A 12437-nucleotide genomic window follows, 5' to 3' on the forward strand; every position below is an offset into this window, starting at 1 on the left:
ACGTGGTCTATCCATCGTCTAATTTGAGAAATTTATAAAATTGGCGAAAAAGTTGTGTAAAAGTAAATTTGGAATGATGGTCTATGCGATTCATCATATGTTAAAGCTTTATATTAGGAAAAGGTTTTAGGGTCAGCATTTTTTTTGATTTGGATGTATAAAAATTTAGTGGTTATTATATTAACTTTAATGCAGTTTTTAATCTTTTTGTCTAAGCTAAATGGGGACTAATCGCGCAGAAGCAGACTCAAAACTTATAGTAGCGCCGCATCTCCACAACAGGAAAACTTGTGATGATAAAATTAAGAAATTTGAAAGAGTTATTGACTCAAATTTTTCCGGAAGAAGGTTTGATAGATTATTGTTCGAATGGTTTACAAGTGGAGGGAAAAAGCGAAATAAAAATTTTAGCAACAGCTGTCTCAGCAAGTTTAAATACGATTCAAATGGCCATAGAAAGAAATGTGGACGCACTTATTGTTCACCATGGAATTTTTTGGCAAAGAGATAGTTATGTGATTGAAGGAACTAAAAGGGAAAAGCTTTTTACTTTACTGAGATCAGGGGTTTCTCTTTTCGCATACCATTTGCCCTTGGATAAGCATCTCACATTAGGCAATAATTGGAAGGCAGCTCGTGACTTGGGATGGGAAAAATTAGAACCCTTCGCCTTTATGAATGGAGTTCCAATTGGCGTCAAAGGAAAAATTAAACCAACAAAACGAGAGATTGTTAAAACAAACCTGGAAAGGTATTATCAACATTCTGCTAATTGTGCTTTGGGAGGGCCAGAGCTTATTCAAACTTTAGCTTTAGTGTCGGGGGGAGCTCATAAATCTATTTTGGACGCAAGTCGAGATCAGGTAGATGCTTTCATCACGGGAAGCTTTGATGAGCCTACTTGGCATCAGGCATTTGAAGAAAAAATTAATTTTTATGCATTAGGGCATTCTGCGACCGAACGTGTAGGTCCGCAGACATTAGCCAAATATTTAGAAGAACAATTAAAAACGCCTTGTCTATTTTTAGACGCGTTTAACCCCTTTTAAATATGAGTTTTCTGATTTCCAGTTGTTGCTGAAAACATTCAGCAACAACTGTTCTATCTACTGTTATGGAGAAGAAGCTTCTGAAGAAGCGGTGATATCTTCAGCACTGTTTTGCTTCATGATTTCTTTAACGCGTTTAACTAAATCATCTGAATTTGCACGAACCGCTAGCAAAATTCCACCGGATTTTAAACGGTTTTCATAACGTTTAGCTTCATATTCAGGAATACCACCACCAACTAAAGCGCCAATAATTCCACCAATTGTTCCTCCAGCACCAAGCCCACTTAAAGCGGCCATGATAGGTCCTGCTGCGATGAATGGCCCAGCTCCCGGAATTGCTAAGGCTCCAATTCCAGCTAAAAGTCCAAGGATACCACCCGCAATACCACCCGCAGTAGCTCCAGTTGTTGCTCCTTCTGGTGCTTTAGTATTTTTTTCGTGACCTAGGCTGCCTGGTGTCGACTCTTTTGTTTTCTCAGAAGCTGTTTGTTCTAAAGAATTTGGTAGACGTTCTTCTGTTCTCCAATTACGGACGCCAGAAAGATTATCGAATTCATGGAAATTTTCATTTTGAGGAGAAAGAAATGAAATGTCTGCTTTACTAACTCCGGCATCGACAATTTCTTTAATCGCTTTCTCTGCCTGAGCACGTGTAGACAAAATTCCGTAAACTGCTTGATTAGTCATAAATTCTCCTTTTGTTGGAATTCTCATCTTATAACCTATGAGAAGAGGAAGAGATTAATGACTTGAAAAGTATTCAAATAATTTAAAATTTTTCTCTCATCACACTAATAGGAAAGATGAATTAAAATAGAACCCTTTAACAAAACTATTCAACATCTAGCTTGTTTGATAACCAGGCTAGATGTTGAAAATCATTAAAACACAAATTCTTTATACAAAGATTTAACTTAAAAAATCAATCTTTGGATAAAAATTTATTAGCGATTTTCAGCTTTAACAGGTATTTCGCGTATAACTTCAAGTTGATTATCAACATTCTTTACGCCATTAATAGACTTAGCTTTTTTACTAATTTGATTTTTTTCATCTTCACTATTAACGGGCCCACGTAAAGTAACAACGCCATTAATTGTGATAATTTTAACATTTTTCCCGTTTGTAGATAAGGCTTCTTCTTCAACTAAAGCTTGGCGGATTTTTTGAGTGATAGCGCGATCTGCTTCGGTTTCAGATTGGTCTATAGGTGTTAAAGTATGACCATTACGATCACGAGCATTACGAGCAGTATTGTCAGCATTAGTTTGATGTGTATTTTCACAGGCTGTTAAAGCTAAAGAAAGAGCGGTCAAAGCAAATAAATGTTTTTTCATTTTAAAATCCTCCTTACGGTGTTTATATACAAATTTAATAACAAATGTAAGTCTTTAACGTCAGTTGAAACGTTTTATTTTTTTAAAGATATTTAAACTCCTATTAGTCCAAGTATTTAAGTTTTCATTGTAGATTTGATTAAAATGCTCAAAATAGGACTTAGTTCGGAGAATAGAGGATTTAAAAAAAAAATCAAATAAATAAAGTTTTTAATTCAAATTAAAAGTCAAAAATCTCTATTCATTTATCAAGTCTACCATATGGCATTTTTTATAATCATCAGGAGAGTTTTTCAAAGCGATATTTTTAATGGAAAATAACTTTGATGAAAAAAAGGAGTGAGAATTTCGATATCAAAGCATTGACAGAAAAGGACATATCTAGAAAAATGTCGAAACCAATTTGACTAAAGCGCATTGAGATAATAAACTGAGGGATACAAAACTTAGTCATAGACATGGAAAAATAAGCGTTAACCCTTAATTATTGAACTTTAGATATGGCACTTTCGACACTTAGGCAAGGATTTAAATATGACAAATGTAATTGATGTTTTACGAGAGCGCGGATTTATAGATGCTGTGACAAGCGAAGAAATTCGTCAGCTGACAAATCAACCTATTAAAGTTTACTGTGGATTTGATCCGACTGCCGATAGCTTACATTTAGGAAATTTGGTTGCTATTATGGGTCTTGCTTGGTTTCAAAGGTTTGGTCATACACCAGTAGCTATTGTGGGAGGAGCAACTGGAATGATTGGCGATCCATCAGGAAAAAACGCTGAGAGACAACTATTAGATGAAAAAAAGATTCAACACAATCTAAAAAGTATAAGTAAAAATCTAGAAGCTATCTTAGATTTTAATCATCCAACTGTCCCGGCAATCATTTTGAATAATCTTGATTGGTTTAAAAATTTTACTTTTATTTCTTTTTTGCGTGATGTAGGTAAATTATTTCGATTGAGTCCTATGCTTGCTAAAGACAGTGTAAAGACACGATTAAATTCTGAAGAAGGAATGAGTTTTACAGAATTTTGCTACCAGATTTTGCAAGGTTATGACTTTTTACATTTATTCGAAAATTATGGCGTGACTGTCGAGTTAGGAGGAAGCGATCAATGGGGAAATATTACTGCAGGAACAGATTTAATTCGTAAAGTGCATGCCAAACCAGCTTATGGAATTACATTTCCTCTTCTGACTAAAAGTGATGGACAGAAATTTGGTAAATCGGAAAAAGGAGCTGTTTGGTTATCTCCAGATAAATTATCTTCTTATGAATTTTATCAACATTTGATTCGAGTAGAGGATGCCGACGTCATTAATTTAATGCGTATGTTGACTTTCTTAGATATGGGAGAAATTCGCCATTATGAGCAAATGATGAAAGAAGCAGATTATGTTCCGCGAACAGCTCAAAAAAGATTGGCCGAGGAAATTACACGTTTAGTGCATGGAGAAGAAGGACTTAAAATAGCAATTAAAGTCACAGAAGGTGTTGCACCAGGTTCTCAAACTAGCTTAAATGCTGATATATTGGAAAAACTTGCAGCTGATATGCCGAGTTGTGAGATGAAATTAGAAAATGTTTTAAATAAAAAACTAATTGATTTACTTGCAGAAACAAAGTTACAAACGAGCAAAAGTGAAGCAAGACGTTTATTGCGAAATGGTGGTGTATACATCAATAATAAAAAAATTGAAGATGAGAATCATATTATTAGCGTTGAATGTTTGATCTCTAGTCGATTAATATTATTAGCTGCGGGTAAAAAAAATAAAATGATCATTCGGCTGATGGAAGAATAAAAAAGCGAGTTTTTTGTTTAAGAATAATTTAAAGAAGTCGTCAATATTGAATGATAAAAAAAAATAACTCGTTCAATAATGATGATAAAGTATTAAGTGTAAATTTTATATTTCAATGAGTTTCTAATATAGATATTTTCCTATACTTTGCTGAGAATAACGGCAAAAAGAACTTGATTGAAAATCAAAAGGATAAGAAAATATCAAGAAACTTAAATTAAGCAAACAGTGAAAAAAAATGAAGGAGTGTGGCCTTATGGCAACCAGTACAAAGAAGAGCACAATGACAAAAAAGAAATTGATTAATTCAATATCCCAGGACAAAGGGATTCATCCTAATGATGTTCGTCATGTGATTCAAGCTTTTCTCGATAAAATCACAGATTGCTTATCACAAGGAGAGCGACTAGAGTTTCGAGAATTTGGGGTATTTGAAGTTGTTGAAAGAAAGCAAAAAATCGGCCGTAATCCAAAAAACGCTGCAGTGCCTATTGTCATTCCTGCTCGCCAAGCTGTTAAGTTTACTCCTGGGAAAAAAATGCGACAGGTAGTTGAAATGGAAGAAAGTTATCTGGCAGAAATTAGTTCCTAGTAGATATTCTTGATTAAACTCCATTAACAGGATTTGTTTAAAAATTGAGTAATTGAAACTTTGAGTTTCAATAACACAATTTTATTTAAACAAGTTAAAATTATGCATAGCTAATGTATCATGGTTTACATGAATCATGATCCGCTTAATTAACCAGATCACATGAAATTTGAATCATTCCCGACTTGTTCACAGGATTTAAGGGGTACGGCACTCATGATTGACAAGCTTCCTCTTCAATCTCATTATGAAGCAAGGGTTGAAGATTTAGAAAATCCTTCTGAATTGGAATTAGCTATTCATAAATACCTGAGTAACCAATCTATTTGTTTGAAAAACCTTATTGATACATGCGCTTGGCATGAGACCTTAATGTCGGCAGAAAAAACAGTAGAAAATTGGAAATATTTACTCACACTCACTCTTCTTAACTATTGTATTTCCAATTCAGGGAAAGAATTGGCGGCAAAAGTCCGTTTATTTGAGCAGAAACCATGGAATCAAGATTCCCAGTATTTTAGAATTTTGGTTGCTCTCAATCATGCCCTAACCAAAATGTCTGTGCCTGAGGTCGGTATTAGTCTGCTTGAAAGTGGGGCAGCTTTGATTGACTTGCAAGAGTATTCTTCTTGGCAAGCATTTCCTTATATTCCTCATCATCTAGAATTTGGTATTTATCTTAGTATCTTAGTTTATCTGACAAAAAGAGATGATCTTAAAAAGTCTCTTATTCGTTTAGGCAAATGGCAACTAAATACTTTAGATGCAAATTATAAACCTCTTACAGCACTTTTTGTTAGAGAGCAGAATGGGGATCCGGAAGAAAATTTATTGCTTTATTACCTTTTTTTTCATTGCCTAGCTGCTATTACGGAAGAAAATGAATTTATAAGTGCTCTAGAAGCTTTATCTAAGCAATTAAAAAACAGAAATTACTCGAAAAAAATTCATCCATTATGGATTTTGATCGAAAGTTTTTTCAAAAGATTGCCGGAGAAAACTACTTTTTTTACCCTTCCAGAACATATTTATGATCCTTCGACATCTCTTGTTGGGTATCGTTCCTCAAATGGATGCACAGTTTGTACTTTGCATGGAGGGCGTACTGGTCTCGGCTGCATCAAATTAAAAGATGTAGAAATCGTTAATTTTGGCCCTCAATATTTACCCTTAAGCGAGTGTTTAGGTTTTGGAATCGAAGGAAATCATTTGTCTGATCATGGTCTTCGTAAATCTATTATTGAATTAAAAAAACAAGGATTCAGTTTAAAAGGTTGTACCAGACTTGTCGATCAACCTTCTTCTTCTCCCTTTCAAATCGGATTATTTAGAGGAATCTGGCTTGAGGTTACACAAGAATTGGTGCAAGATCGATTAAATTTAAAAACCACTTTTTTAGGTTTAGATGGTTGGGAAGGAACAGCATTTAGCTTTTTTGCAAAAGCTGAAAAATGTCGAATCAAAGGAGTAAAAACACTTTTACCAGGGACACTTGATCGTTATGAGGGAAATGCACAACAGATTTCTTTAGAAAGTAAAGCAGCCTCTTTGAATCTGAATATTCCTTCTTTTGGAGGAACGGTACAAGTCATTCCTTTAGCGGGGAAACATGATTTTTGGGGAGCTAATTTTTTGATTGCTTACATTCTTCACTCAGATCAAAAAAACTATCATTGGCAAATTGAATTTTCAAAAGAAAATCTCATGGATTAAAGAGATCCTCAAACTTGTTTTTAGATTGCTGATTAGGCGATGAAGTAGGTAGGAGATTTTGAATAGCAAATTCATCACAAAAATTATTGAGTTGTCGATCTGAAACGAATTCTGTTCTAGGTATGGCACAATTGTTAGAGCGACCTGGTTGATAATACTTACAATTTTGGCAACAATGTAAAGCAGAACCACACTTATCGCATGTTTCTCTAAAAGATAGTTTACCTCGGAAAAACTCAGGTAATTTTGTTCCACAGTGCCAGCAGTACAATCTAAATTTACCCACTTTGTTTTATTATTGTGTTAAAGAATAATAATAGAGATAATAAATACTCAAGTTTTTTATTTGCTTAGAGGTTTTATCTTTTTTGGCAAAAAGATTTTAACTTCATAACATGAATGAGAAATATAGGTTCTTAAGCCTACATTTGACGAAAAAAGGTTAAATACATGACATTACCCAAATTGCTTGCCTTTCTCTGTATTATTCTTTTTGGAGCGATTGGAATAGCTGCAATTTTTAAGAGTTCCTCTACTCCGGTATCTACAAGACCGTTAAATCAAATTCCTCTTGAAATTGATTTAGACCAAAATATACAAGTAATTACCCCTGCTTTGGCAGTTGCTCAGCAATCACGTTCTCCCGATTTTTCATTATCAACGTTCGAGCTTCCTGAAGCTAATCGAATTGAAGAATTGTTCGTTAAAGATTCAAAGTTACCCATTGTAGAAACAATTACGTATAAAAGTCGCGTCAATTGGCAAAAAGGTCGCCCTGCTTGGTTATCTGATTATGCTGCTCATTTTGAAACCTCAAGACATTTTATTGCTCGAAGTCTTAATGGTAAACCTGATTATTTAAAACAAGATTTGGCAGAAGGAGAGCGTTTTAACGTTCTTCGCAAAGATAAAAATATTCAATTTTACCTCATCGTTGATACCTCTCGTTGTAAAATGTGGTTTTATTATTTAGCTGATGATGAAAAAAAACCTGTTTTAATCAAAACGTATCCGGTGGGATTAGGAAGATTGGATTCTTCTAGTAGTTCGGGCTTATTAACACCTCTAGGAAAATATTCTTTAGGAGATCGCATTGTGACCTATAAACCGAAATCCATGGGCATTTATCAAGGAAAGAAAACGGAAATGATTACTGTTTTTGGCACTAGGTGGATTCCTTTCGAGCAAGAAATTGGTCATACAACTGCTCCTGCTAAAGGATTCGGTATTCATGGTACACCCTGGGAATATCAATCTGGATTAGCAGTGGATCAAATTGATAGTGTAGGGAAATATCAGAGTGACGGATGCATCCGTTTAACGACTCCTGATATGGAAGAGTTATTTTCAATTATTGTGACTAAGCCAACAACAATTGAAATTGTTAGAGATTTTTCTGAGGCGACCTTACCAGGAATACTGGATTAAATCCTAATTTATTAAAAATTAAATAGATAGAACCTTTAAAGGAAGGAGTACTCCGTTGGATATTTTACCCCATGAAAAGCAAATTCATGAGTATATCAAAACGATTGAGCACCTCAAAAAACAGAGTCAAGACAATCCAATTTTTGATGTTGAAATTCAAAAATTAGAGCAGAAATTAGATAGTCTCAAGCAACATGTCTATTCCGAATTGACCCCTTGGCAAAGAATTATGATTTGTCGCCATCCCTCTCGACCGCATGCTGTCGATTTTATTCGCCATCTTTCAGAAAGTTTTGTAGAACTGGCTGGTGATCGCAGTTACAGAGAAGATCATGCGATTGTCGGAGGTTTGGCCAAAATTGGAGGGATCAAATGCGTTGTTATTGGACAAGAAAAAGGTTTTGATACAGAGAGTCGAGTTTATCGAAACTTTGGAATGTTAAATCCTGAGGGTTTTCGTAAAGCTTTACGTTTAATGCAAATGGCTGAGAAATTTCAATTACCTATTATTTCCCTTTTAGATACACCAGGGGCATATCCAGGCCTTGAAGCAGAAGAACGTGGCCAAGGATGGGCGATTGCTCGAAATCTTCGTGAAATGATGCGTATTAATACTCCAATCATTATAACAATCATCGGGGAAGGATGTTCGGGAGGGGCCCTTGGAATGGGAATAGGAGACGTCATTGGAATGTTAGAACATGCCTATTATTCCGTTATTTCTCCAGAAGGATGTGCGTCAATTCTTTGGAAGGATGCCTCTAAAAACGTCGAAGCCGCCTCTGCCCTCAAATTGAATGCTGAAGATCTTTTGAATCTTAAAATCATTGATAGTATTATTAAAGAACCCCTTGGTGGAGCTCATCATGATCCTCACATAACTTACCAAAATGTCAAACAATTTTTAGTTGAACAGTTACATATCCTTAGACGAATTCCTTCTCAAATTTTACTTGAACAACGTTATTTGAAATTTCGTCAAATGGGAGAATTTTTAGAGGGTTAAAAGTTTTATGCGTTTGTTAATGAAAACAGCATTAATGGGAAAGCAACACCGTTTTCTGATTATCCTAACAATTTTATCGATGATCTTTTTAACGATTGCCTCTCAGTTAGAAGTTATCGCGCTTGGGGTCATTACAAGAAAAGGACCAGATTTTTTTGAACTATTTGCCCCTATGAAAGATGGAAAATTACAACGTCAGACAGAGGTAAGCTGGAATCAAATGCAAGATAGATGGGTAGAAATCGAAGGACCTGAACGAGATACTATAACTCTGCAAGATACAATCCATTTTCTTAATCAACATACAGGAACGAATCAAAATCTCGTTGAAAAAGTCATAAAAAGTTTAGATTATTTTATTCCTGTGTCTTCTAGTTTGAAAGCCTTAGCTTTTTTTATCGTTATAGTTGCCTTGTTTAAAGCCCTCTCGCTTTTTAGTCAACGCTTTACCGCAAGACTTGTTGCAATTCGAGTCAGCCGAGATTTACGTCAAGCTTATTTTGAACATATTCAATCTCTTCCCATGACATTTTATCAAAAACATCATATTGGAAGTTTATCTTCTCGCGTCGTAGGCGATGCCTCTTTAGTTGCCGAAGCTTTGAATGCATGTTTAGTGAATTATTTACAAACTCCTTTTACAGTATTTACAACACTGACTTTGTGTTTTTACACTTCTTGGCAATTATCGCTCATTATTTTTTTTGGTTTTCCTCTCATTGTATTTCCGATTATTTTTTTAGCTAAAAAAGTAAAGAAAATTTCTAAACAAATTCAAAAGAATCAAGAAATATTCAGTTCTGTTTTGATTGATTTTTTAGCAGGAATCCAAACTGTCAAAGTCTTTGCTATGGAAGAATTCTCATTGAAAAAATACCGTGAACAAAATGGAAAAATGGCCGCTCTCGAGCAGAAAAGTGCTCGTTATGACCTTTCTTCTAGACCTATTGTTCACACAATTGGAATGTTTTTTTTAGCGACGGCGCTTCTTTATGGATTGTATATTTTACAATTAAATGTTTCCGACGTTCTTGTTTATTGTGGTTTACTTTACGTTTTTTATGAACCTATCAAAAAATTTGCAGAAGAAAATACTCACATTCAAAAAGGAATTGCTGCCGCAGAAAGAATGCAAGAGGTTTTACATGTACAACCGCAGATTAAGAATCAGGATGGAGCGTTAGAGCTTAATCATGTGGAAGAAACCATAGAGTTTGACCAAGTTTGGTTTCGGTATGATTCAAAATGGGTTCTAAGAGGAGTAAGCTTTACTATTCAAAAAGGGCAGACTGTTGCATTAGTAGGCCCGACAGGTTCTGGAAAATCGACTATTGCGCAGCTTTTACCTCGTCTATATGATATTGAGAAAGGAGAAATACGAATTGATGGTCACTCCTTAACTGCCTATACGCAGAAGTCACTTCGAGAACAAATGGCCTTTGTCCCTCAAAAACCTTTTTTATTTTTAGATACTGTTGCTGAAAATATTTCTTTTGGTAGACCTTTTAGTCCACTAGATATTCAAGAAGCTGCGAAGCTTGCACATGCCGATGAATTTATTCAACAATTGTCAGAAGGCTATCAAACAGAACTTTCGGAGGCGGGAAAGAATTTATCGGGAGGGCAACAGCAACGATTAGCTATTGCCAGAGCTCTTGTCAAAAAAGCCCCTATTTTGATTATGGACGAAGCAACTTCTGCTTTAGATGCATTAAGTGAAGCACATATCAAATCTGCTTTAAACCAACAACGTGGCAAAATAACACAAATTATTATTGCGCATCGATTATCGACAATTGAAGACGCAGATAAGATCATCTATTTAGAAAATGGAGAAAAGATTGCAGAGGGAACAAAAGATGAATTGCTGCATTGTTGCCCCTCTTTCAGAAAAATGTGGGACGTGATGTATACACAAAGGAGTGAAAAGCCAGTACAGACACATTAAAGAATTCGTTGAATTATCCGTGTAAGCTATCTAGCTGGGCCATTCTCGAGAAAAGAAAAGCCAAGTTTCTTTAATTTTAAGGAAGAAACTTTTTTGTTTCCTCCATGTAAACTTGGTTTATTAGCATCCCATTGAATGGAAGGAAGATGGGCTGATTGTAGCAATTGCTCATAAAAAAGCTTTCGGGGAATATGAAAATCGTTACAGAGATTAAAAATTCCGTGCAATTTATTTTGCAAAGCAAAATCTAATGCTCGGACAATATCTGTGAGATGAATTACATTAGTCAATTGATTTCCCGTCCCTGGAAATGAATGTTGGTGCATTCTAATCACGCGATCAGTAATCCACCGACCAGGTCCGTAGATTTCGCCAAGTCTAAATATTGTGACATTAACAGAGCTAGGAGCCTTCAAAAAAAATTGTTCTGTTTGGCTCAAGCAATAACTTTGTTCATTAAGAGGGTTAAGTAACGTGTTTTCATCAACCCAGTTTCCTTGAAAATCTCCATAAACAGAAGTACTTCCAGTATAAATTATTTGCTTTAAAGAAGGAGTTTGGGGTAATAACTCAATAATGCGCCGTGCTGTTTCTAAGTAAGTATTCTGATAATCTCTTGAAGAGGCAGCGGCAACAGAAACTAATAAAATGTCTTGATTAGCTAGAAAAGGAAGAATGTTATCATCTGTTAATTGGTGGACTTGATGAGCAAACGTTTGAAGAAAGTTGATTTTTTCTATCTGCCGTGTGGTAACAGTTAAAAAATGAGATTGATTTTTCCAGAAAACTGCGGCAGCTTGACCAACATATCCACATCCTAAAATCCCGATTCTCACATGGACTCTGCCATTTCTAGTAAACCAAGCTTTACAAAACTTGCTTTCAGTTCTTGATTTTCAGGTTTATCAAAAGCCCCTGTCGTTGCTAGCCATGAGATATAATTTTTTGGAATTTTATTTAAGGGCTGCCCTTGGTGTTTGCCAAAAGGCATATGTTGGATAGCTCTTGGGCGATTTAATAAATCAAATACATCTTGAATTTCTAAATCATCAACCATTGAGCGAAAAACTCTTTCTAAAACAATCACGTCATCTAATGCTCTGTGCGCATTGTTAGCAGTTATTCCATAAATTTCTCTTAAAAACTGTAATGTATGCCGAGGGAGATCTGATCGGTACCGTCGTGCCCATTTTAAAGAATCAAGAAACTTCCAATGAGTTGGAAGAATAAGTTGATTCCTCTCAAATTCGTGCCGTAGAAAATGAAGGTCAAAATTGTCATTATTATGCGCGATTAAAACAACTTCACCGGCACAAAATTCGACAAATTCTGCCCCGACATCTGCAAAAGAACCTGCGTTTGCAACCATTTCATCAGTAATATGATGAATAGCGGTGGATTCTGGAGGAATCGGAAAACCAGGATGAACGAATTTCTCAAACCGTCGATTTTGAACAGGGTCATAGGCAGCAATTTCAATTACCCGATCTTTTTCAGGTTTTATGCCTGTCGTCTCTGTATCATAGTAAATCGCTCTTAAAGACATGGA

At 35.3% G+C, this 12437-nt stretch carries 12 protein-coding genes; 7 read left to right on the forward strand and 5 right to left on the reverse strand.

Translation table 11 applies throughout. From position 1 onward, the window contains the following. Positions 1–293: 293 nt before the first annotated feature. Positions 294–1049: a Nif3-like dinuclear metal center hexameric protein gene (locus tag TY19_RS01165; RefSeq protein WP_052354711.1), complete on the forward strand. Its 756-nt coding sequence runs from the start codon at positions 294–296 to the stop codon at positions 1047–1049. Positions 1050–1112: 63 nt separating this feature from the next. Here the strand turns inward: TY19_RS01165 and TY19_RS01170 are convergent, their stop codons facing one another. Next, a complete protein-coding gene (locus TY19_RS01170; RefSeq protein ID WP_226988453.1) occupies positions 1113–1766 on the reverse strand; it encodes a DUF3341 domain-containing protein in 654 nt (217 codons plus the stop codon). Between the two features lie 230 nt (positions 1767–1996). Continuing rightward, entirely contained in the window at positions 1997–2389 is a 393-nt protein-coding gene (locus TY19_RS01175) for a BON domain-containing protein (protein WP_039359284.1), read from the reverse strand. A gap of 534 nt (positions 2390–2923) precedes the next feature. Here TY19_RS01175 and tyrS point away from each other — a divergent pair. The 3 genes from tyrS (at position 2924) to TY19_RS01190 (ending at position 6506) form a co-directional block, all read left to right on the forward strand. Further along, complete coding sequence (tyrS, locus tag TY19_RS01180) at positions 2924–4201, forward strand: tyrosine--tRNA ligase (RefSeq protein ID WP_042279297.1); 1278 nt, start codon at positions 2924–2926, stop codon at positions 4199–4201. Between the two features lie 256 nt (positions 4202–4457). Further along, entirely contained in the window at positions 4458–4793 is a 336-nt protein-coding gene (locus TY19_RS01185) for an HU family DNA-binding protein (protein WP_039359278.1), read from the forward strand. Between the two features lie 216 nt (positions 4794–5009). Further along, the gene (locus TY19_RS01190) at positions 5010–6506 is read left to right on the forward strand and encodes a hypothetical protein (RefSeq protein ID WP_042279299.1); all 1497 of its coding nucleotides are present in this window, start codon (positions 5010–5012) and stop codon (positions 6504–6506) included. Here the strand turns inward: TY19_RS01190 and TY19_RS16085 are convergent. Continuing rightward, on the reverse strand, positions 6496–6792 hold the full coding sequence (locus tag TY19_RS16085) for a hypothetical protein (protein ID WP_158383093.1): 297 nt from the start codon (positions 6790–6792) through the stop codon (positions 6496–6498). The genes TY19_RS01190 and TY19_RS16085 overlap by 11 nt on opposite strands. A 164-nt stretch (positions 6793–6956) precedes the next feature. Here TY19_RS16085 and TY19_RS01195 point away from each other — a divergent pair, with 164 nt between their 5' ends. The 3 genes from TY19_RS01195 to TY19_RS01205 are packed head-to-tail and all read left to right on the forward strand — an operon-like array spanning position 6957 to position 10888. Continuing rightward, on the forward strand, positions 6957–7934 hold the full coding sequence (locus tag TY19_RS01195) for a L,D-transpeptidase (RefSeq protein WP_042279302.1): 978 nt from the start codon (positions 6957–6959) through the stop codon (positions 7932–7934). A 55-nt stretch (positions 7935–7989) separates the two neighbouring features. Beyond that, the gene (locus TY19_RS01200; protein ID WP_011175714.1) at positions 7990–8940 is read left to right on the forward strand and encodes an acetyl-CoA carboxylase carboxyltransferase subunit alpha; all 951 of its coding nucleotides are present in this window, start codon (positions 7990–7992) and stop codon (positions 8938–8940) included. A 7-nt stretch (positions 8941–8947) separates the two neighbouring features. Continuing rightward, a complete protein-coding gene (locus TY19_RS01205; RefSeq protein WP_042279304.1) occupies positions 8948–10888 on the forward strand; it encodes an ABC transporter ATP-binding protein in 1941 nt (646 codons plus the stop codon). A 26-nt stretch (positions 10889–10914) separates the two neighbouring features. On the opposite strand, the gene TY19_RS01210 is transcribed toward TY19_RS01205, so the two are convergent. Continuing rightward, positions 10915–11724: an SDR family oxidoreductase gene (locus TY19_RS01210; RefSeq protein WP_042279308.1), complete on the reverse strand. Its 810-nt coding sequence runs from the start codon at positions 11722–11724 to the stop codon at positions 10915–10917. Then, a complete protein-coding gene (locus tag TY19_RS01215; protein WP_042279310.1) occupies positions 11721–12434 on the reverse strand; it encodes a putative quorum-sensing-regulated virulence factor in 714 nt (237 codons plus the stop codon). Before TY19_RS01215 ends, TY19_RS01210 begins: the two co-directional genes overlap by 4 nt. Between the last annotated feature and the right edge of the window lie 3 nt (positions 12435–12437).

This window comes from Candidatus Protochlamydia sp. R18 (assembly GCF_000648255.1).
GTDB classification, from domain to species: domain Bacteria; phylum Chlamydiota; class Chlamydiia; order Chlamydiales; family Parachlamydiaceae; genus Protochlamydia; species Protochlamydia amoebophila.

What these genes read in the sequence shown, in the direction of transcription:
- tyrS (WP_042279297.1), top strand. Translation starts at nt 2,924, where the DNA reads ATGACAAATGTAATTGATGTTTTACGAGAGCGCGGATTTATAGATGCT.
- TY19_RS01190 (WP_042279299.1), top strand. Translation starts at nt 5,010, where the DNA reads ATGATTGACAAGCTTCCTCTTCAATCTCATTATGAAGCAAGGGTTGAA.
- TY19_RS01170 (WP_226988453.1), bottom strand. Translation starts at nt 1,766, where the DNA reads ATGAGAATTCCAACAAAAGGAGAATTTATGACTAATCAAGCAGTTTAC.
- TY19_RS01175 (WP_039359284.1), bottom strand. Translation starts at nt 2,389, where the DNA reads ATGAAAAAACATTTATTTGCTTTGACCGCTCTTTCTTTAGCTTTAACA.
- TY19_RS01215 (WP_042279310.1), bottom strand. Translation starts at nt 12,434, where the DNA reads ATGTCTTTAAGAGCGATTTACTATGATACAGAGACGACAGGCATAAAA.
- TY19_RS01195 (WP_042279302.1), top strand. Translation starts at nt 6,957, where the DNA reads ATGACATTACCCAAATTGCTTGCCTTTCTCTGTATTATTCTTTTTGGA.
- TY19_RS01165 (WP_052354711.1), top strand. Translation starts at nt 294, where the DNA reads ATGATAAAATTAAGAAATTTGAAAGAGTTATTGACTCAAATTTTTCCG.
- TY19_RS01185 (WP_039359278.1), top strand. Translation starts at nt 4,458, where the DNA reads ATGGCAACCAGTACAAAGAAGAGCACAATGACAAAAAAGAAATTGATT.
- TY19_RS01205 (WP_042279304.1), top strand. Translation starts at nt 8,948, where the DNA reads ATGCGTTTGTTAATGAAAACAGCATTAATGGGAAAGCAACACCGTTTT.